The sequence below is a fragment of the Xanthomonas sp. SS genome (genome assembly GCF_014236835.1).
Lineage (GTDB): Bacteria > Pseudomonadota > Gammaproteobacteria > Xanthomonadales > Xanthomonadaceae > Xanthomonas_A.
In genome coordinates, this window is the sequence record NZ_CP051190.1 from 73680 (window position 1) to 94032 (window position 20353).

The 20353-nt window shown below is 68.8% G+C and carries 16 protein-coding genes; 14 read left to right on the plus strand and 2 right to left on the minus strand.

The window, feature by feature from the left end; genetic code table 11:
• The first annotated feature begins 38 nt into the window (after positions 1-38).
• The 7 genes from HEP74_RS00365 (at position 39) to HEP74_RS00395 (ending at position 9222) form a co-directional block, all read left to right on the plus strand.
• A complete protein-coding gene (locus HEP74_RS00365; RefSeq protein WP_524540811.1) occupies positions 39-2432 on the plus strand; it encodes a TonB-dependent receptor in 2394 nt (797 codons plus the stop codon).
• 358 nt (positions 2433-2790) lie between these two features.
• Entirely contained in the window at positions 2791-5073 is a 2283-nt protein-coding gene (locus tag HEP74_RS00370) for a TonB-dependent receptor (RefSeq protein WP_255427831.1), read from the plus strand.
• 6 nt (positions 5074-5079) lie between these two features.
• Positions 5080-5376 carry a hypothetical protein gene (locus HEP74_RS00375; protein WP_185814701.1) on the plus strand — a complete coding sequence of 99 codons (297 nt, stop codon included), beginning with the start codon at positions 5080-5082 and terminating at the stop codon, positions 5374-5376.
• Complete coding sequence (locus HEP74_RS00380) at positions 5366-5638, plus strand: hypothetical protein (RefSeq protein WP_185814702.1); 273 nt, start codon at positions 5366-5368, stop codon at positions 5636-5638. The genes HEP74_RS00375 and HEP74_RS00380 overlap by 11 nt, the downstream gene beginning before the upstream one ends.
• Positions 5635-7182 (plus strand): PepSY-associated TM helix domain-containing protein, encoded by a 1548-nt coding sequence (locus tag HEP74_RS00385; RefSeq protein ID WP_185814703.1) that lies wholly within the window; start codon positions 5635-5637, stop codon positions 7180-7182. Before HEP74_RS00380 ends, HEP74_RS00385 begins: the two co-directional genes overlap by 4 nt.
• A gap of 270 nt (positions 7183-7452) precedes the next feature.
• A complete protein-coding gene (locus tag HEP74_RS00390) occupies positions 7453-8634 on the plus strand; it encodes a GGDEF domain-containing protein (protein ID WP_185814704.1) in 1182 nt (393 codons plus the stop codon).
• Positions 8635-8694: 60 nt separating this feature from the next.
• Positions 8695-9222: a hypothetical protein gene (locus HEP74_RS00395; protein ID WP_185814705.1), complete on the plus strand. Its 528-nt coding sequence runs from the start codon at positions 8695-8697 to the stop codon at positions 9220-9222.
• Between the two features lie 36 nt (positions 9223-9258).
• Here HEP74_RS00395 and HEP74_RS00400 read toward each other — a convergent pair whose 3' ends face one another.
• Both HEP74_RS00400 and HEP74_RS00405 read right to left on the minus strand, forming a co-directional pair.
• Positions 9259-10914, minus strand: a complete 1656-nt coding sequence (locus HEP74_RS00400; protein WP_255427832.1) for a carboxylesterase/lipase family protein — start codon at positions 10912-10914, stop codon at positions 9259-9261.
• A 187-nt stretch (positions 10915-11101) separates the two neighbouring features.
• On the minus strand, positions 11102-12154 hold the full coding sequence (locus HEP74_RS00405; protein ID WP_524540812.1) for an alpha/beta hydrolase: 1053 nt from the start codon (positions 12152-12154) through the stop codon (positions 11102-11104).
• A 355-nt stretch (positions 12155-12509) separates the two neighbouring features.
• On the opposite strand from HEP74_RS00405, the gene HEP74_RS00410 reads away from it, so the two are divergent.
• From HEP74_RS00410 to kduI, 7 genes are all read left to right on the plus strand, one after another.
• Positions 12510-13334, plus strand: coding sequence for a 2-keto-4-pentenoate hydratase (locus tag HEP74_RS00410; protein WP_185814706.1), 825 nt, complete (start codon positions 12510-12512; stop codon positions 13332-13334).
• A gap of 36 nt (positions 13335-13370) precedes the next feature.
• Complete coding sequence (locus HEP74_RS00415) at positions 13371-14363, plus strand: TRAP transporter substrate-binding protein (protein WP_185814707.1); 993 nt, start codon at positions 13371-13373, stop codon at positions 14361-14363.
• A 10-nt stretch (positions 14364-14373) separates the two neighbouring features.
• Positions 14374-14892 (plus strand): TRAP transporter small permease, encoded by a 519-nt coding sequence (locus HEP74_RS00420; RefSeq protein WP_185814708.1) that lies wholly within the window; start codon positions 14374-14376, stop codon positions 14890-14892.
• Between the two features lie 3 nt (positions 14893-14895).
• On the plus strand, positions 14896-16179 hold the full coding sequence (locus HEP74_RS00425) for a TRAP transporter large permease (RefSeq protein WP_185814709.1): 1284 nt from the start codon (positions 14896-14898) through the stop codon (positions 16177-16179).
• A 49-nt stretch (positions 16180-16228) separates the two neighbouring features.
• Positions 16229-17812 (plus strand): family 43 glycosylhydrolase, encoded by a 1584-nt coding sequence (locus HEP74_RS00430; RefSeq protein ID WP_185814710.1) that lies wholly within the window; start codon positions 16229-16231, stop codon positions 17810-17812.
• Between the two features lie 47 nt (positions 17813-17859).
• A complete protein-coding gene (locus tag HEP74_RS00435) occupies positions 17860-18918 on the plus strand; it encodes a LacI family DNA-binding transcriptional regulator (protein ID WP_185816431.1) in 1059 nt (352 codons plus the stop codon).
• A gap of 531 nt (positions 18919-19449) precedes the next feature.
• Positions 19450-20304 carry a 5-dehydro-4-deoxy-D-glucuronate isomerase gene (gene kduI / locus HEP74_RS00440; RefSeq protein WP_185814711.1) on the plus strand — a complete coding sequence of 285 codons (855 nt, stop codon included), beginning with the start codon at positions 19450-19452 and terminating at the stop codon, positions 20302-20304.
• Positions 20305-20353 lie beyond the last annotated feature (49 nt).

A 20353-nucleotide genomic window follows, 5' to 3' on the forward strand; every position in this document is an offset into this window, starting at 1 on the left:
CGAACGGAATCGTCATCCAGCCCAAAGGAAGTGCCATGTTGCTGCATCCCTCTCTTTCCGCGTGCCGCTCGGCCGCGCGTTCGTCGCGTCTGCCTGGCGCGCTGGTCCGCAACCGCTTGGCCCAGGCCTGCGCCGGCCTGCTGCTGGCGTCGATCGCCGCCGCCGCCGCCGCGCAGGACATGGCACCGTCGCTGGCCGGTAGCGAGCAGCAGGCCATGCGCGGCGCCGCGGCCGGCGATGCGGCGACCTCGCTGGACACCGTCACCGTCACTGCCGAGCACCGCGAGCAGAACCTGCAGGAAGTGCCGGTGTCGGTGGGCGTGATGCAGGGCGATGCGATGCGCAACTACACCGCTGGCGGCGACGACACGCTGCTGGCGCTGTCCGGCCGCGTGCCCAGCTTCTATGCCGAGACCACCACCGGGCGCATCTTCCCGCGCTTCTACATCCGCGGCCTGGGCAACATCGATTTCTATCTCGGCGCCTCGCAGCCGGTGTCGATCATCCAGGACGACGTGGTGCTGGAGCATGTGGTGCTGAAGTCCAACCCGGTCTACGACCTGGACCAGGTGGAAGTGCTGCGCGGCCCGCAGGGCTCGCTGTTCGGCCGCAACACCACCGCCGGCATCGTCAAGTTCGACAGCATCAAGCCCAGCGACGACTACAGCGGCCGGCTCAGCGCCAGCTACGGTAGCTACGGCACCACCTCGCTCGACGGCGGCTTCGGCGGGCCGATCAACGATGTGCTGTCGTTCCGCGTGTCGGCGCTGTACCAGCACCGCGACGATTGGGTGGACAACACCTACAGCGGCCCCAGCGCCGATGGCACGGTGACGCCGAAGAAGGACGCGATGGGCGGCTACGACGACCGCAACGCGCGCCTGCAGCTGCTGCTCAAGCCGAGCGATAACTTCTCGCTGTTGGCCTCGGCGCATACCCGCGACTACGACGGCACCTCCACGCTGTTCCTGCGCAATGCGGTCACCAAGGGCTCCAACAAGGTCGATGTGCCGCGCGACCAGGTCGCCTACGACGAGGCGCACGACAATCCGCAGGCGTACAAGACCCACGGCGGTTCGCTCAAGGCGGTGTACGACTTCGGCGGCGTGTCGCTGACCTCGATCAGCGCCTACGAAACCACCTCCGGCTACAGCCGCGGCGATACCGACGGCGGCGCAGCGGCGAACTATCCGGTCAACGGCGTGGCCAACGGCTACGGCCAGTCGATGGGCCAGGTGCGCGACCTGGACCAATACACGCAGGAGCTGCGCCTGGCCAGCGAAGGCGACGCGCCGTTGCAGTGGCAGGCCGGCGCGTTCTACTTCGACGGCAAGGACACCACCGATTTCTACCAGCGCGCGTACTTCCTGCAGACCGCGGCGCGCAATCCGAACAACTGGGTGCGCCTGCGCAACAGCAACACCTCGTGGGCCGGTTTCGGCCAGCTGACCTACAAGGCCACCGACGCGCTGACCCTGACCGCGGGTGTGCGCCAGACCCGCGACAGCAAGGAAACCAAGCTGCTCAAGACCGCCGATACCGCCGCCGGCGTGGTCACCTACCGCGGCCGCCGCGACGTGCGCATGGCCGATACGCAGCCGAGCTGGGACTTCAGCGCGATGTACGCGATCGACGACAACGTCAGCGTGTACGCGAAGGTCGCCCGCGGTTTCCGCGGCCCCACCATCCAGGGCCGCTCGGCGGTGTTCAACTCCGACTTCACCACCGCCGATTCGGAAACCATCCTGTCGTGGGAAGCGGGCATCAAGAGCAGCCTGTTCGACAACCGCCTGCGCCTGAACGTCACCGGCTTTACCTACACGGTCGACGACATCCAGCTCAACGGCAACGACTCCAACGGCAACGGCGTGCTGTTCAATGCGGACAAGGCCAAGGCCTACGGCATGGAAGCCGATCTGGACTGGCGCCCGATCCCGAACCTGTCGCTGAGCGCTGGCCTGAGCCTGCTGCACAGCGAGATCCAGGACAAGCGCGTGTACGCGCAGGTGTGCGCGCTGAACGGCGTGGTGGTGTGCACGGTGAACGATCCGACGATCAAGCTCGGCGCCAACACCTTTGCCCAGATCGACGGCAATCCGCTGCCGAACGCGCCCACCTACAACGTGAACCTGGCCGCGCGCTACGACATCCCGGTCGCCGACGGCGGCGCGTTCTTCGTCGCCACCGACTGGAACAAGCAGGGCAAGACCAGCTTCGTGCTGTACGACTCGACCGAGTTCAATTCCAAGGGCAGCTTCGAAGGCGGCCTGAAGCTGGGCTACAGCGGCGACTACGGCGCGTGGGAAGTGGCGGCGTTCGCGCGCAACATCACCAACGAGAAGAACCTCAAGGGCGTGATCGAGAACTACATGGCGGCGGTGTACAACGAGCCGCGTATCGTCGGTCTGTCGGTCGACGTGCATTGGCATTGAACCGCGCAACGCCGGCGCTGCTGTAACGCGGCTCCGGTTCGCTCGGGTGACTAGCGGTCACGACGGCGCTGACGGGCTGCGCCGTCGCGACCGCTTGTGTAGGAGCGGCTTCAGCCGCGACAGGATCTATCGATAACGCGTGTCGCGGCTGAAGCCGCTCCTACAAAGGCCGCTCCGTCGTGGAGAGTGGGAGAACCCATGCCGGAGATCCACCATGGCAGCCCTTGATACACCGCACAAATTTGTGGCCGCCCTCTTCACACTCTGTTAAAGTCCGCGCCCAGCGCTGCCGGGTCCGGCAGTCAGGCACAGCCATCGCCATGCCTCCGTCCGATTTTCTTTTCACGGAGCGATGCGCGTGCGCGTCAATTTGTTGCCCTTGTCTGTTTCCGTCGCCGCGGTGTTGGCCTTGCATGTTTCAGCGCCTGCGCTGGCCGCCGAGGCGGATGTCGCCGATCCCACCACCCTGGACCGCATCGTCGTCACCGGCGAAAAGCGCGCACGCACGCTGCAGGACACCACCAGCAGCGTGGCGGTGACCACCCAGGCGCGGATCGAGCAGGAAAACCTGCAGAACCTCTACGAGGTGCTCAACCGCACCGCCAACGTGGCGCAGAGCTATGGCGATACCGGCTTCACCATCCGCGGCATCCGCGACATCGACGGCGGCGGCGATGCGCCGCTCGCCACCATCTACCTGGACGGCGCGGCGCTGCCGCGGAACGCGACCAGTTCGGCGCCGCTGAGCCTGTGGGACCTGCAGCAGGTGGAGATCCTGCGCGGACCGCAGTCCACGCTGCAGGGCGAGAACGCGCTGGCCGGCGCGGTGATCCTGCACACCGCCGAGCCGACCATGGACTGGGAAGGCAAGGTGCGCGTGCTGGCCTCCGATCCCTCCGACCGCACCCTGGCCGCAGCGTTCGGCGGCCCGTTGCTGGCCGACGAACTGGCGTTCCGCACCTCGGTCGAGCAGCGCAGCTTCGATGGCTACATGTGGAACGACACGCGCCAGGCCTCCGACGATGCGCAGCATGCGCTGACCTACCGCGGCAAGCTGCTGTGGACGCCGTCGGCGATCGAGGGCCTGCGAGTCCAGCTCGGCTACACCAAGGCGCACCGCACCGGGCCGTACATATACGTGTACCTGCCCACCGACGAAGCGGGCGCCCTCAAGCGCCGGGTCAATCACGACAACGTCCCCAACCGCAACCGCACCGACAGCGACATCGCCACCCTCAACGTCGACTACGCCTTCAACGCGGCCTGGTCGCTGTCGGCGGTGACGGCGTGGAACAAGGTGGACCTCGACAGCACCTGGGACGGCGATCGCAGCGCGGTGCAGATCGCCGACGCCAGGCGCGTGACTGGCACCCGCACCACCTCGCAGGAGCTGCGCCTGAACTACGACGGCCAGGCAGTGGAGGGTCTGTTCGGCGCGTACTGGGCCAAGCACGAGACCGAGGACGACCTGGTCAATCGGCTCAACGTGAACACCCCGCTCGCCACCATCACCCGGCTGTTGCGCGGCGCCGGCTTCCCGGCCGCCAACGCGGCGGCGATCTCGGCCGCGTATGGGCGGGCGCTGCCGGTGATCCCGGTGCTGTACGTCAGCGATGCGCCGACCACCTCGGAGAACCGCGCGCTGTTCGCCGACGGGCAGTGGCACGTCGGCGGCGGTTTCTCGCTGATCGGTGGCTTCCGCTACGACCGCCAGCGCTACGAGATGGCGTCCAGCACCGATGCGACCTTCGTCGGCACCTATCCGAGCCCCGCCAGCTTCGCCAGCCCGGGCACCGCGCTGTACCAGGCGATCGATGCGATCAACGCCGGCGTGGCCGGCATCGTCGCCTCGGCCAGCGGCGAGGTGCCGGACAACGCGCGCGACTTCAGCGCGTTCCTGCCCAAGCTCGGCGCGCGCTACGAATGGAGCCCGGACCTGGCCGCCAGCCTGGTGGTGCAGCGCGGCTACCGCTCCGGCGGTTCCAGCTTCAACACCGCGCGCAGCCAGGCCTTCGCCTACGACCCGGAATACACCTGGAACTACGAGGCCGCGCTGCGCTCGCAATGGCTGGACGGGCGCCTGAGCCTCAACGCCAACGCCTACTACATCGACTGGAAGGACAAGCAGGTCTTCGCCTTCTTCGGTCTCAACGACTACGACTCCAACACCGTCAACGCCGGGCGCGCACACCTGTATGGCTTCGAGCTGGAAGCCAGCCACCGGCTCGGCGAGGGCTTCGACTGGTATGCATCGCTGGGCTATTCGCGCACCCGCTTCGACGAGTTCAAGGCCGTGGCCGACGCCGAGATCACCGACTATGCCGGCCGCGAGTTCGCCTACGCGCCGCGCTGGACCGCGGCCGTGGGCGGCAACTGGCGTTTCGGCGGCGGCTGGGTCGCCAACCTCAACGCCAACTTCCGCGACAAGGTCTACACCGACATCGGCACCGATTCGCCGCAGCTTGCGTCGCGCACGCTGCTCAATGCCAAGTTCGGCTACGAAACCCTGGACTGGAGCGCCTGGGTGTTCGCCAACAACCTGCTGGACCGGCAATACATCCAGTACCGCTGGACCGATCAGCCGATCGCTGTCCTTGGCGCGCCGCGCGTGGTCGGCATCGGCTTCGAGATGCGCTGGTAACCCACGATGGCCATACACGCGCTGACCACCGCCCTGTACCTGCTCGCCGCGCCGCTGGCGGCGCTGGCGTTCTACCTGGCCACCGCGCACCAGCGCCTGCGCCCGGGCTGGCGCCCGCATGCGCGCGCGCTGCGCGTGGCGGGTGCGATGTTGAGCACGCTGGCGCTGGTCGCGGCGATCGCCGCGTTCGGGGTGTGGGCCGGCACATTCGCGGCGCTGAGCGCGCTGATGCTGGCCGCGGTCGCGCTGCCGTTCCTGGATGCGTGGCGGCAGCTGCGCGGAGGCCGCGCCGATGTGGGCTAGATGGCTGGCGGCGATCGTGCTCGGCCTGCCGTTGGCGGTGGGTGTGGTCGGGCTGTGCGTGCTGCTGTGGCCGGGCACGTTGCAGGTGCATACGTTGCCGTGGCTGCTGCTGATGTTCCCGCTGTGGATCGGCGCGATGTCGCTGGCGTTCGTGTTCCGCAGCGGTGCGCGCGCCTGGCTGTGGCTGGGCCTGGCGACGCTGCTGTGCCATGGCCTGCTGTACGCGTTGAAGGCCGCCGGCCTGGTGCAGGTGGCGGTATGAAGGCGGTGACCTTGCGCCAGTTCCTGTCGGCGCACAGCTGGATGGGCCTGCTGGCCGGCATGGCCTTGTTCATCGCCTTCTATGTCGGCGCGATCACCGTGTTCACCCACGAGCTCAACGACTGGCCGCGCGCGTCGGCGCTCGCCGCTCCGGCGACGCAGCCGCCGGAACAGGCGGCGCAGGCCCTGCTGGATACTGTGCTGTCGCGGCATCCGGTGTTGGCCGAATCGTTCTCGCTGATGCTGCCGGGCGAACACGGCGCGCAGCCGCGGCTGTATGCGTTCGGGCCGCCGGCGCAGGCGTTCGGCGGCACCGTGCAGTTCCAGCCCGGTGCCGACGGGCGACCGCTGCAGCTGCCGCAACGCACCGGTTTCGTCGACTTCCTGTACGACCTGCATTTCACCGCCGGCTTGCCGCGCACCTTCGGCACCTACCTGTTCGGCGTGGTGTGCATTCTCTATGGCCTGGCGTTGGTCAGCGGCGTGGTGCTGTACGCGCCGGTGTTCCTGAAGGACCTGTTCGCGCTGCGCATGGGGCGCAACGTCAAGCGCCTGTGGCAGGACGCGCACAACGTGGTCGGCATGCTGTCGCTGCCGTTCCACGTGATCTTCGCCTGGTCCGGCGCGGTGCTGGCGCTGGGCGTGCTGCTGCTGGCGCCATTCCAGTACCTGGTGTTCGACGGCAAGCTGATGCAGGTGCTGGAGCCGGATCTGGAGCTGACGCCGCATGTGCAGCCGGCGCACATCAAGGCGCCGTTGCTGCCGGTGGCCGAGCTGCTGGCGCGGGCGCGCGCGGCCAGTCCGGGCTTCGAGCCGGAAAGCCTGTCCTTCCACGACGCAGGCGATGCCAATGCGCGCGTGGAAATCTACGGCCAGCACCCGCAGCGTCGGCTCAACACGATGGCCGGCGTGGCCATGGAAGCGGCCACCGGCAAGGTGCTGCGGGTGCTGGCGCCGCAGGACATGTCGCCCGGCGTGGCGTCGCTGCGCGGGCTGCAGGCGCTGCATTACGCCAACTTCGGCGGGGCGCCGCTGCGGTGGCTGTATTTCCTGCTCGGCCTGGGCGGCGCGTTCCTGTTCTACAGCGGCAACCTGCTATGGGTGGAGGCGCGGCGCAAGCGGCGCCAGCAGGCGCAGCCGTGGCGCACGCATGCGCTGGCGCGGCTCACGGTGGGCCTCTGCCTGGGCTGCGTGGCCGGGGTGTCGGCGCTGTTCGTCGCCGCGCGGCTGTTGCCGCCGGGGCAGGAGCGTTACGTGTACTACGCCGTGTTCGTGCTGAGCGTGACCTGGGCGCTGCTGCGCCCCACCGCGCGCGGCGCGTACGAACTGCTGTTGGCCTGCGCGGTGCTGACCGCGCTGGTGCCGTTGGCCGCGCTGCGCGGCGCCGACGGCTGGGTGGCGCCGTGGAGCAGTTCGCTGCTGCTGGCGGTGGATGGCTGTGCCTTGGCCCTGGCCTGGGCGTATTGGCAGATGGCGCGCGCCACTCTTCGCCGCGGCCGTCACGGCGATCCGAATAGCGTGTGGGCGCTGCCGGCGAAGGCCTGAGCGGCTATAAATCGGCCGTCGCTCGGGCCGCTGCGGCCACCGGCCGCACGCGCTGTCGCATGCCAGTCGCGGCGCGTCCACGCTGCATCCTGCCGCTGACATGCGCTGCGCATCGCATGCATGCATGGCGGACAAAAGTGGACAATCGTGCGCCAGTGATTTCTCATGTACGCGGAAGTCGAAGTCTGCAGCGTTGGCGCTGGGCGTCGTACGGTGAATTGTGTGACAGCCGCCGCGTTCTGTTCCACGCTGCCGTGTACAGGGGATCGCATGCACCACCGCTACGAAGGACCGCCGGACGCGCCGTCCGGCGAGGACTACGCCAGGCAACTGCATCACGGCTTTGCCGCTCTGCGCTTCGACCCGCCGCTGGAACGGGCGTATCGCCGCTACACCGCATCGACCATGGGCTTCGCGCAACGCGTGGCGGCCTCGCTCGGGGTGCTGATCGCGCTGGCGTTGCTGGCCTGGGACGCGTTGCATTTCGGTTGGTCGGGCAGCACCGGGCTGCTCGGCTATGCGGTGGCGGTGCGCGCGGCCACCTTGCTGGCGTTGCTGTGGGTGGCGGTGGCGATCCATCGCGCGGATGCGCACGGGCCAGGCCGGGCGGCGCTGTTGTTGCTGGTCGGCGGCACCGGGCTAGTGCTGTCGAGCATCGGCTATCCACCGCAGGAACTGCGCTATGCCGCCGCGGTGATGACCCTGGTGATTGTCGCCGGTTTCTTTCCGCTGGGCCTGGCGCTGTGGCAGAGCGTGGCGGTGGCGCTGGTGCTGTGCGCGATGAGCGCCGCGGCCGCGCACCTGTTGCTGGACGGCGCGGCGCGCGACGCCTATCTGCGCCTGCAATGGTTGCTGTGGGCGGCGGTGCCGATCGGCGCGGTCGGCGGCTATCTGCGCGAGCATTCGCGCCGCGAGGGATTCCTGCAGCGTCGGGTACGCGACGACGAGGCCTTGCGCGACGCGCTTACCGGTCTTGGCGATCGCCGCCGTTTCGACGAACACCTGGCGGTGGCGCTGGCCGAGACCCGACGCCTGCAGCGCGGGTTGGCGTTGATCCTGGTCGAACTGGATGGATACGCCGCCTTCGTGCAGCGCTACGGCGCGCGCGAGGCGGATCGCGCGGTGGTGGACGTGGCCGAGGTGCTGCAATGCCTGCTGCGGCCGATGGACGTGACCATGCGCATCGATGCGGGCCACTTCGCGCTGGTGCTGTACGACGCCAGCGGCGCGCACCTGCGCCAGGTGGCGCCGGCCTTGCGCGACATGGTCGAACTGCTGGCGATCGCGCACGCCGACATGGCCAACGAACAGCTCGGCGTCAGCGTCGGCGCCTTGCTCGCCGTGCCAACCGACACCGCCGCCACGCTGATGCAACGTGCCGAAGCGTTGCTGCAGCGCGCGCGCATCGGCGGCGGCAACCAGGTGGTGCTGGCCGAGGACACGGGTTGGTAGCGCGGGCCGGCATGGCATGTGACGCTACGGGGTGTGCATAGCCCTTCGCCGAGGTGATCGATGCGTCTGGTCAAGACGTTGCGGGTTCTCGCACTGTGGCTGGTGATCCCCGTGGGGGCGCTCGTGCAGCTGCAGATGGTGTCCACGATGATGCGCACCTATATCGCCGTCGGCGTGATGCGCGATCAACTGCAACGCAGCGGACTCGGTCATGTCACCTCCCTGCGCGGGATACCGCAATTCTGCCGGGAAGAAGGATTTCTCGACGGCATCGACTACACCTATGCCGTGGATGTAGCGAAGATTCCCGATGCCTACTGGGCCAGCGAAGATGCGCGGCAACGACACTGGCACCATGCTCCATTCGACGACTCGCAGAGCGAAACGTTCGATGATTTTATCGAGTACAACGCGCGCAAGCCGGGATGTCCGCAACTTCCTGCGCTGCGGTCCCCGCACGTCGTGATCACCGTCCTGTACAGCGAGGCGGGCTATCTTGGTCCGAGAACCGTGTCCTCCAATGGAGATGGTTTCATGGCCTACGATACCCGGACGTCCAGGCTCTACTGGGCCTACTCCGGCAACTGACCTGCCGCGCGCTGCGGCTCGGCTGGTTGCGCTGCCTCAGAACGTCCCGCGCTGCACGAACGGCACCTGCTGGTAGAGCCGCCGTTCGCCGCCGCGCGGGTCGTGCGCCAGGCGACTGTCGGCGTCGAACAGCATGGTCTCGCGCCGGGCCAGCGAATACGGTTCCCAGCGCGGCAGCCCGGCGTGGTTGGGATCGCCGTGGCGGGCGAAGGCGAGCAGCGCTTCGCTCATCGCATCGGCCACGCGCTGCGCCTGCGCGCCGTCGCCGGTGCGCGAACCGGGCTGGCGGATGTTGTCGAACACCAGCGGGATGTCCAGGGTGTGGAATGCGCCGAACTTGCCGCCGTCCAGCGGCGAACCCCAATCGAGTTGATAGGCCCAGGTCGGCGCGCCCTGCCGCGCGCGCGCTTCGGCTTCCTCGATCGCGCCGCGCCACGAGCGCCCGGCGGTGGTCGCGGCGAAGAACACTTCGCTCGGCGTGTAGTGCGGATACAGACGCCGGTACTCGGCGATCACCACCTGCGGCAGCAGGTCCACGAATTGTTCCTGCTCCAGCTTGGCCGGCAGCGTGTCCCAACTCAGCGCGAAGTTGGCCGGATCGTTGCCGAGGAAGGCGCGGGTCTCGTCGTGGGTGTTGCCGATCACCATCGGGATCTGCGCCGACTGCGGCGGTGCGTCCGGCCAGAACGGATGCCGGTGCAGCACCTGCGCATCCAGCACCGGGCCCAGGTACAGGGAGGTGTTCTCCACCCGCGACGGATCGCGCGTGCGCGTGGCCTCGAGCAGGCGTTGCATCGGCAGCGTGCGCAGCGCCGCCAGTTGCGTGGCATCGAGCTGCAAGGCCTGCAGCAGCAATTGCGCGCGCTGCGTGGCCGCGCGCGGCCCGGCGGCGGTGACCTGCTGGCCGCTCATGGTCCAGGCGCGGTGGAACAGGCCCTGCGCGGCCGGCATCGCCATCAGCGTGGCGATCTTGGCGCCACCGCCGGACTGGCCGAACACGGTGACGTTGCCGGCATCGCCGCCGAACTCGGCCGCGTGCGCGCGCACCCACTGCAGCGCCTGCACTAGGTCGAGCTGGCCGACGTTGCCGGACGCCGCGAACGCGGCGCCGCCGAGCTGCGCCAGGTACAGGTAGCCGAAGGCGTTGAGGCGATGGTTGACGCTGATCACCACCGCGTCGCCGCGCCGGCACAGGCGCGCGCCGTCGTACTGCGGATCGCTGCCGGAGCCGTTGTTGTAGGCGCCGCCGTGGATGTAGAACAGGATCGGCCGCTTTGCGCCGTCGCGCAGGGCGGGCGTCCACACGTTGAGGAACAGGCAGTCCTCGCTGACCGGGTCGAGCTTGAGCTGCGGTGCGGACGCGGCGTAGCTGCTGCAGTCGCGCACGCCGCGCCAAGGCTGCTCCTGCAGCGCCGGCTGGAAACGGCGTTGTGCGGTGTCGGCGCCATAGGGAATGCCCTTGAACACTTGCACGTCCTGGTCGCGATAGCCGCGGATGCGACCGCTGCGGGTGCGCGCCAGCGGCGCTTGCGGGTCGGCGGGCGCGGGCGCGGCGCCGGCGCTACCGCCAGGCAGGGCACCGCTCACTGCCAGTGTGGCGAGCGCGCTGCCGTGCAGGAAGCGGCGCCGGCCGTGGTCGTCGGGTGCGATGGCCGCGGTGGCGGCAGGCGGGATGACGGCGGGCGTGGTCATGCGTGGCGGAGTCCGTGGGCAAGCGCCGGCCATGGGCGAGGGCCCGGGCCGGCAGCGGAAAGGGTCGGGTGGGTGCAAGGCGGCACGCGGCTGGCGAGGGCCGCACAAGGCAGCCCGCTGCAGGCGGCGTTCGCGCGCTGGGTCATGGCAAGGTGGCGCATGGCAATGCGGCAGTGCCCAGTGCCTGCTACTGCTTCGGCGCGGCAGGCGGGATCGGCGCCAGCGCGGCTGGGTCGCCCTGCACGCTGCGCATCCATTCCAGCGCCTGGGTCGGCCATGCCGCCAGCGGCAGGCCGGCGATGCCGCGAGTGCCGAAGCCATGGCCGCCGTGCGCGAACAGGTGCAGTTCCGCCGGCACGCCGGCCTGGCGCAGCGCCTGGTAGAACAGCAGGCTGTTCTCCACCGGTACCACCCGGTCGTCCTGTGCGTGCACCAGGAACGTCGGCGGCATCGCAGGAATCACGCGGTTCTGCAGCGAATAGGCACTCATCGTGGCGGCATCGAGATGGTGGCCAAGCAGCCGCAGGCGCGAGCCTGTGTGCGCCGCGGTGCCGCTGCCCATGTCGATGACCGGGTACAGCAGCAGCAGGAAGTCCGGCCGGGCGCTGAGCCGGTCGATCGCGTCGCGCTCTGGGTACACGCGGTCGTCGTAGCGGGTGCCGAGGCTGGCGGCGACGTGGCCGCCGGCGGAGAAGCCGATCGCGCCGATCCGGTGCGGGTCCACGCCGTAGTCGGCGGCGCGTGCGCGGATCAGGCGCAGCGCGCGCTGCGCATCGGCCAGCGGCAGGTCGCGCTGCGCTGCGGCGTCGGCGCCCGCCGCTTCCGCGTCGGGCAGCCGATAACGCAGCACGAACAGGGTGATGCCTGCCTGTTCGGCGAAGATCGGCAGCAAGGCGCTGCCTTCCTTGTCCAGCACGATGCGCGCGTAGCCGCCGCCGGGCGCGGCCAGCAGCGCGCTGCCGTTCGGCGTCTTGGGCCGGTACACCACTAGGTAGGGCTGATAGCGGCCGCTGATGGCGCGATCGGGCAGAGCCGGGTCGTCGCTGCGGTCGACGATGCGCGCTTGGTCGGGGCCGGGCGCAGCGCCGGGCGCCGGATCCGGCCACAGCGGGATCCGCGCCGCCTGCTCGGCAGCGGTTTCGCTGCTCGGGTGCTCGGCCGCGAGCGCGGGGCCGGCAAGCGCCAGTGCCAGCAAAACGCCCAGGACGCCCTGTCGGCGCTGGCGCCACGCCAGCGCCAGCGCGCCGGCCGCATGCCTCAGGACCGGGCGCGAGGCCAGGCGCCGCAGGCCGTTGTCGTCGGCAGCATCCACCAGCGCCAAATCAGCGCCTTGCGTCGTCGTCGTGTTCCGCATCCGTCGCCCTCCCAGGTCAAGGATGTGCAGCTAATCCGCTCGCACGGCGCCGCGCAAGCGGTGGGTTTCGCATTCGGGATCAGGTCGCAATGCCGCGGCGAATCCCCAATCCCCACTACCGAATCCCCGCTTTTTGCCGCACCGCACATTGCCAATGACACCGGTTTACCATATACAACTGCGCAACGCGCTGTCGATGAGCGGCGCAGCAATTCTTCCGACCCCCCACATTCTTGCGGAGATGCCCTTGAGCACTCATTCCGGTCCTTCGGACACGCCACCGCCCGCGCTGGCCGACATCGCGGCGCGCTTCGTCCAGGCCCGCCAGCAGGGCCGTTCGTTGCCCGATTTCCCGGGGATCATCCCCGACGACCTGGAAACCGCCTACCGCGTGCAGGACCTGGCGATCGCGCAATGGCCGGACCGCGTGGTCGGCTGGAAGGTCGGCTACATCGCCGCCGAGCGCCGCGACCATTCCGGCGACGAGCGCCTGCTCGGCCCGATCTTCGCCCGCAACCTGTGGAATGCTACCGGTGGAACAACGGACATCCCGGTGTTCGACGGCGGCTTCGGCGCTGTCGAGGCCGAGTACGTGATGCGCCTGGACGCGGACGTGCCGGCCGACCAGTTGCACTGGACCCCGGAGCAGGCCGCGCAGGTGCCGTCCACGCTGTTCATCGGCGTGGAAGTGGCCAGCAGCCCGCTGGCCACGATCAACCAGTTGGGGCCGCGCGTGGTGATCTCCGATTTCGGCAACAACAACGGCCTGATCCTGGGGCCGCAGGTCGCCGACTGGACCACGTTGGACGAATCCGCGCTGTTGGCGGAAACCTTGATCGAGGGCCAACGCGTCGGCAGCGGCGGTGCCACCCTGTTGCCGGGCGGGCTGCGCGCCGCGTTCGCGTTCGCGCTGGCGCGTTCGGCGCGGCGCGGCCGGCCGCTCAAGCGCGGCGAGCTGATCGCCACCGGCAATGCCACCGGCATCCACGACATCGCCATCGGCCAGCACGCGACGATCCGTTTCGACGGCTACGGCGAACTTCACTGCAGGGCGGTCGCGGCGTAAGCCGCGGCATGCCGACGACGCGCGGGAGGGCGCAGCATGATCACTCGTAGAGGTTTTCTGGGCGCAGGACTCGCCGCGGCCGCGGCAGCGCCGCTGGGCACGCTGGCCCAGGCCGGCGGCGGCAGCCAGTTGCTCACTGCCACCGACGTGCACGTGGCCGACTATCCCACTGTGGAGGCGGTGCGCTGGTTCGGGCAGACCCTGGAACGGCAGACCGGCGGCCGGCTGAAGCTTCGCCAGTACCACTCCGGCCAGCTCGGCCGCGAAGCGGAAGCGATCGACATGGCCCGCTTCGGCGCCATCGACATCACCCGCGTCTACTCCGGCGCGCTCAACAACACCTTCCCGCTGACCCAGGCGCTGTGCCTGCCGTACGTGTTCGACTCGGTGGCGCACCTGCGCCGCGCGATCGACGGCCATGTCGGCGACAGCATCCTGCGCAGCTTCGAGCAGCGCGACCTGGTCGGCCTGGCCATCTACGATTCCGGCGCGCGCTGCTTCTACAACACCAAGCACCCGCTGCATCGTCCCGAAGACCTGCATGGCCTGAAGCTGCGCGTGGCCTCGTCTGACATCTTCCTCAAGCTGATGCACATGCTCGGCGCCAATCCGACGCCGATGTCGCTGGGCGAGACCTTCTCGGCGATGGAGACGCACATGATCGACGGCGCCGAGAACAACATGCGCAGCTTCCAGTCCAGCCGCCATTTCGAGGCCGCACACTACTGGTCGCAGAGCGAGCATTCCTATGCGCCGGACGTGCTGGTGATGTCGCAGCGCAGCTTCCAGGCGCTGGCGCCGGGCGACCGCGCGCTGGTGATGGAGACCGCGCGGCAATCGGTGGCGGTGATGCGCAAGCTGTGGGACGCCTCCGAATCGAAGGCGCGCCAGGAAGTGCTCGATTACGGCGTGCTGATCAACGAGGTGGACATGCCCGCCTTCCGCAAGGCCGCCGCGCCACTGCTGGCCGACTACCGGCGGCAGCCGGAGATCGAAGCCCTGTACCGCCGCATCCGCGATTTCGCCTGAGGCCATGCCGATGACCGACCACGCCATTGCCGTCCCGGTGGCGCCGCTGCAGCGGCTGCTCGACCGGGTTTCCAACCTCGCCATCGGCATCGCCGCCGCCGCCCTGCTCGGGCTGGTGGTGGTGCAGGGCTGGCAGGTGTTCACCCGCTACGTGCTCAACGATTCGCCGAGCTGGACCGAGCCGGTGACGCTGCTGCTGCTGAGCACCGCGATGAGCCTGGCCGCCGCCGCCGGCGTGCACACCCGCCGCCATTTCGGTTTCTTCCTGCTGGCGGAAAAGATGCACGCTCGCGTGCGCCGCGCGATCGACCTGATCCGTCCGTTGATGATCGTCGCCATCGGCGCGGTGATCGCCTGGTGGGGCGGGGTGCTGTTGCTGGACGGGCTGGACATCAAGATGGCCGGCGCCTCGCTGCCGCAGAGCATCAATTACCTGCCGCTGTCGATCGGCGGTGCGCTGATGAGCGTGTTCGCGCTGTACCAGGCGTGGCAGGCGCTGCGTCCGGCCACCGCTGAAGGAGTGAACTGAGCCATGGCCATTGCAATCCTGCTCGGGCTGTTCGTACTGTTGCTGTTGATCGGCGTGCCGGTGGCCTATGCGCTGGGCGCCGCGGCGCTGGCGACGATCCTGTACCTGGACCTGCCGGCGATCGTGCTGGTGCAGCAGATCTCCGCCGGCAGCGGCTCGGCCTCGTTGATCGCCATTCCGTTGTTCATCTTTGCCGGTGAGTTGATGTTGCGCGGCGGCATTTCCGAACGCCTGATCGCGCTGGCCTCGTCGCTGGTGGGGCGCATGCGCGGCGGCCTGGGCCAGGTCAGCGTACTGTCCTCGCTGTTCTTCGGCGGCGTGTCGGGCTCGGCCATCGCCGACGTGTCGGCGGTCGGCGGCACCATGATTCCGCAGATGATCAAGCGCGGCTACGACCGCGACTACGCGGTCAACGTGAGCATGACCGCGGCGCTGGTCGCGCTGCTGGTGCCGCCCTCGCACAACCTGATCCTGTTCTCGGCCGCGGCCGGCGGCGGGCTGTCGATCGCCGATCTGTTCGCGGCCGGCATCTTCCCGGCGCTGCTGATGACCGCGGCGATGATGATCACCGGCTACGCGGTGGCGCGCCATCGCGGCTACGGCACCGAGCCGTTCCCGGGCTGGCGCGCGGTGGCGCTGCGCCTGGTCGGTGCGCTGCCCGGGCTGGGCCTGGTCGCGCTGATCTTCGTCGGCATTCGCGCCGGCATCTTCACCGCGGTGGAGAGTGCCGCCATCGCAGTGGTGTACGCGTTGATCGTCACCGCGCTGCTGTACCGGCAATTGCGCTGGGCCGAGTTCTTCGCCGCGGTCACGCATGCGGCGCGCACCACCGGCGTGATCCTGTTCGTGATCGCCACCGCGGCCGTGTTCGGCTGGCTGCTGGCCTACCTGCAGGTGCCGGCGGCAGCGGTGAAGTTGCTGCAGTCGATCGCCGACGGCAAGAACACCGTGCTGCTGATGATCGTGGTGATGCTGTTGCTGCTGGGCATGTTCATGGACCTGGCGCCGAAGATCCTGATCTGCACGCCGATCTTCCTGCCGGTGGTGAAGGCCTACGGCATCGACCCGATCCATTTCGGGCTGGTGATGGTGCTGGCCGGCGGCATTGGCCTGATCACCCCGCCGATCGGCTCGGTGCTGTTCATCGGCACCTCGATCGGCCAGATCACCGTAGCCCAGAGCATGCGCACGATCTGGCCGTTCTGGCTGGCGGCGCTGTGCGTGCTGCTGATCGTGGCGTTCTTCCCGGAACTGTCGCTGTGGTTGCCGCGCGCGCTGCGCGCCTGATGCGCCGCGCCGCACGCAAGCGCTGCGGCGCCAACCAAGGAGTGCACGCATGACCTCGCCTACCGCCTCGTCCTCGCTGCGCTGGCTGTTGCTGGCCGGCCTGCTCGCCGCCAGCACGCTGGCCGCGGCGGCCGACTGGAAGCGCGGCATCGAGCAGCAGCGCATCGCCGACCAGGGCGACGGCACCTTTCTCAATCCGGTGCTGGCCGGCGACCATCCCGATCCGTCAGTGCTCAAGGACGGCGACGACTACTACCTCACCCTGTCCTCGTTCGACGCCTACCCCGGCCTGCCGATCTGGCACTCGCGCGACCTGGTCAACTGGCAGCCGCTGGGCCACGCCATCAGCGAGAACGTCGGCGCGATCTGGGCGCCGGACCTGATCAAGCACGGCACGCGTTACTACATCTATTTTCCGGCGCGGCGTGGCGAGCAGGGCCAGCGCAGCAACTTCGTGGTCTGGGCCGACGACATCAAGGGCCCGTGGAGCGCGCCGATCGACATCGGCCTGGGCAAGTACATCGATCCCGGCCACGCGGTCGGCGAGGACGGCAAGCGTTACCTGTTCCTGAGCGGCGGCGACTACGTGCAGTTGTCCGACGACGGGTTGAAGGTCGTCGGCACGCCCAAGCATGTCTACGACGGCTGGAAGTACCCGGAAAGCTGGGACGTGGAAGCCTATGCGCAAGAAGGGCCGAAGATCACCCGCCACAACGGCTGGTACTACATGACCACCGCGGTCGGCGGCACCGCCGGCCCGCCGACCGGGCACATGGTGATCACCGCGCGCTCGCGCTCGATCCACGGGCCGTGGCGCAACGCGCCGAACAACCCGATCACCCGCACCAAGAGTGCGGCCGAGCCGTGGTGGTCGCGCGGCCATGCGACCCTGGTCAAAGGCACCGACGGACGCTGGTGGATGCTCTATCACGGTTACGAGAACGGCTACTGGACGCTGGGCCGGCAGGCGCTGCTGGACCCGATCGAGTGGACCGCCGACGGCTGGTTCGTGGCCAAGGGCGGCGATCTCGGCACGCCGCTGAAAAAGCCCAGCGGACAGGCGTTGCCGCACGGGCTGGCGTTGTCGGACGATTTCCGCGACGGCCGGCTCGGCCCGCAGTGGTCGTTCTTCAACCCTGGCCGCGACGAATACCAGCGGCTGTCCTTCGGCGACGGCACGCTGAGCGTGCAGGGCAAGGGCCGCGCGCCGCGCGACAGTTCGCCGCTGACCGTGATCGCGCCCGACCCCGCCTACGAGTTCGAAGTGCAGATGGAGATCGAACCCGGTGCGCAGGGCGGCGCGCTGCTGTTCTATAGCGAGCGCCTGTACGCCGGGGTGGGCAGCAACGGCGAGGCCTTCGTCATGCACCGTTACGGCGAGGAGCGCCCGGCGCAGCTGGCGCCCAGCGCCAAGGGCGGCCGCCTGTGGCTGCGGGTGCGCAACGACCGCCACATCGTCACCATCCACAGCAGCCGTGACGGCACCAGCTGGACCAAGTATCCGGTGCAGATGGAGGTGTCCGGCTATCACCACAACGTCGCCGGCAAGTTCCTGGCCCTGAAGCCGGCGCTGTATGCGGCCGGAAATGGAAAGGTGCATTTCCGCCAATTCCGCTACCGCGCGCTGGAGTGAACATGACTACCGGTAGAATCCGTCCTCTTCCGTCCGGTTTTCCGTCCATGGCGCCGAGCAAACCTCCTTCCGCCGATCTCCACGCGTCCGTCCACGGCAAGGCGGCGACGATCAACGACATCGCGCGCCTGTCCGGGGTTTCGAAAAAAACGGTGTCGCGGATCATCAACAACTCGCCGCTGGTGCGCAAGGATACGCGCGAGAAGGTCGAGGCGCTGATGCGCGAAGTCGGCTACGCGCCGGATCCGCTGGCGCGCGGGCTGGCGTTCCGGCGCTCGTTCCTGATCGGCATGGTCTACGACAACCCGACCGCGCAGTACATCGTGGACATGCAGTACGGCGCGCTGGACGCGCTGCGCGGCTCCAGCTTCGAACTGGTGGTGCATCCTTGCGACAGCCGCAGCCCGGGCTACATCGAGGGCGTGCGCCGCTTCGTGCAGCAGCAGAAACTGCACGGCGTGATCCTGGTGCCGCGCGCCTCGGAAGACCAGGCGCTGGCCGACATGCTGGCCAGCATCGGCGTGCGCTACACCCGCATCGCCTCGCTGCCGCTGGACGAGACCTCGCAGATGGTGGTCACCCACGACCGCGACGGCGCCGCCGAAGCCGCCGACTACCTGCTGTCGCTGGGCCACCGCGAGATCGCCCTGATCACCGGCCCCAGCGCCTACCGCTCCGCGCACGAGCGCACCGCCGGCTTCATCGAAGCGCTGACCCGGCGCGGCATCGAACTGCCGCCGGAGCGCATCGTGGAGGCCGGCTACACCTTCGAATCCGGCGTGGCCGCGGCCGAGAAACTGCTGCTCGGCAAGCAGCGCCCGAGCGCGATCTTCACCGGCAACGACGAGATGGCCGCCGGCGTGTACAAGGTCGCGCTGCGCGCCAGCATCAACATCCCGCGCCAACTGTCGATCATCGGCTACGACGACAGCCCGCTGGCCTCGCGCCTGTGGCCGTCGCTGACCTCGGTACGCCGTCACACCCGCGACACCGGCCGCACCGCCGCAGCGATGCTGATCCAGCCCGAAGGTACCCCGGCACTGGCGATCGCCAGCGTGCGCCCGCACCTGATCGTGCGCGACTCCTGCCAGCCGCCGGAGGATTGATGAAGCCGCTGAGCCCCTCTCCCTCCGGGAGAGGGGTTGGGGTGAGGGTCCGACGCGAAAGCGGCTCGCGGAGTTTGGCGCACGAGGCTGCGCCCGTACCCTCATTCGCCCCTGCGGGGCACCTTCTCCCGAGGGGAGAAGGGAACAGCCGCTAGCCTCTCTCCCCTCGGGAGAGGGGTTGGGGTGAGGGTCCGGCGCGAAGCGTCTCGCGGAGTTTGGGTGCACGAAGCTTCGCCCGGACCCTCATCCGGCCCTGCGGGCCACCTTCTCCCGGTGGGAGAAGGAACGGCCGCTAGCCCCTCTCCCCCCTCGGGAGAGGGGTTGGGGTGAGGGTCCGGCGCGCAGCGACTCGCGGAGTTTGGGTGCACGAAGCTTCGCCCGCACCCTCATCCGCCCCTTCGGGGCACCTTCTCCCGGTGGGAGAAGGAAACATCGGCCTTTCGTGCACTGCGCAATGACACCGGTTTACCAGAGCCGCTAGAATGCCCTCATGCGGGCTGCCGCGTGTCCCTGCTTGCCCCGGAGATCCCCATGTCCCTGTACTGCAAGACCCACTACGCCACCCATCCCGACGCCATCAAGGGCGCCAGCAACGACCAGTTGCGCGAGCTGTACCTGCTCGATGGCCTATTCGTCGCCGATGCGGTCACGCTGAAGTACACCCACTACGAGCGCTTCGTGCTCGGCGGTGCCGCACCAGTCAGCAAGCCGGTGCAGTTGCCTAAACAGACCGAACCGGCCTCCGCCGCCGGCCATCCGTTCCTGGAGCGCCGCGAGTTGGGCGTGATCAACGTCGGTGCCGGCAGCGGCACGGTCACCGTGGACGGCACCGCCTACGCGCTGGGGCCGAAGGACGGGCTGTACGTGGCGATGGGCAGCAGCGAGGTCAGCTTCGCCTCCGACGACGCGGCCAACCCAGCCCGGTTCTATCTGGCCTCGACCCCGGCGCATGCGCGCTTCGAGACCAAGCAACTGTCGATCAAGGATGCGGTGGCGCTGGACCGCGGCGCGTTGGAGACCAGCAACGAGCGCACCATCTACCAGTACATCGTGCCGGCCACCTGCCAGTCCTCGCAGCTGCTGCTGGGCCTGACCGTGCTCAAGCCGGGCAGCGTCTGGAACACCATGCCGCCGCATCTGCACGACCGCCGCAGCGAGGTCTATTTCTACTTCGACCTGGGCGCCGACGACCGCGTCTACCACTTCATGGGCGAGCCCGACGCGCAGCGCCACATCGTGATCCAGAACGACGAGGCGGTGGTCTCGCCGCCGTGGTCGATCCACATGGGCGCCGGGACCAGCAACTACGCCTTCATCTGGGCGATGGGCGGCGAAAACCTGGATTACACCGACATGCACGTGCTGGACATCTGCCAGCTCAAGTAAGCGCCGCGCGCGCCACCTGCGCCGCCGCCCGCCACCGTATCCGCATCAC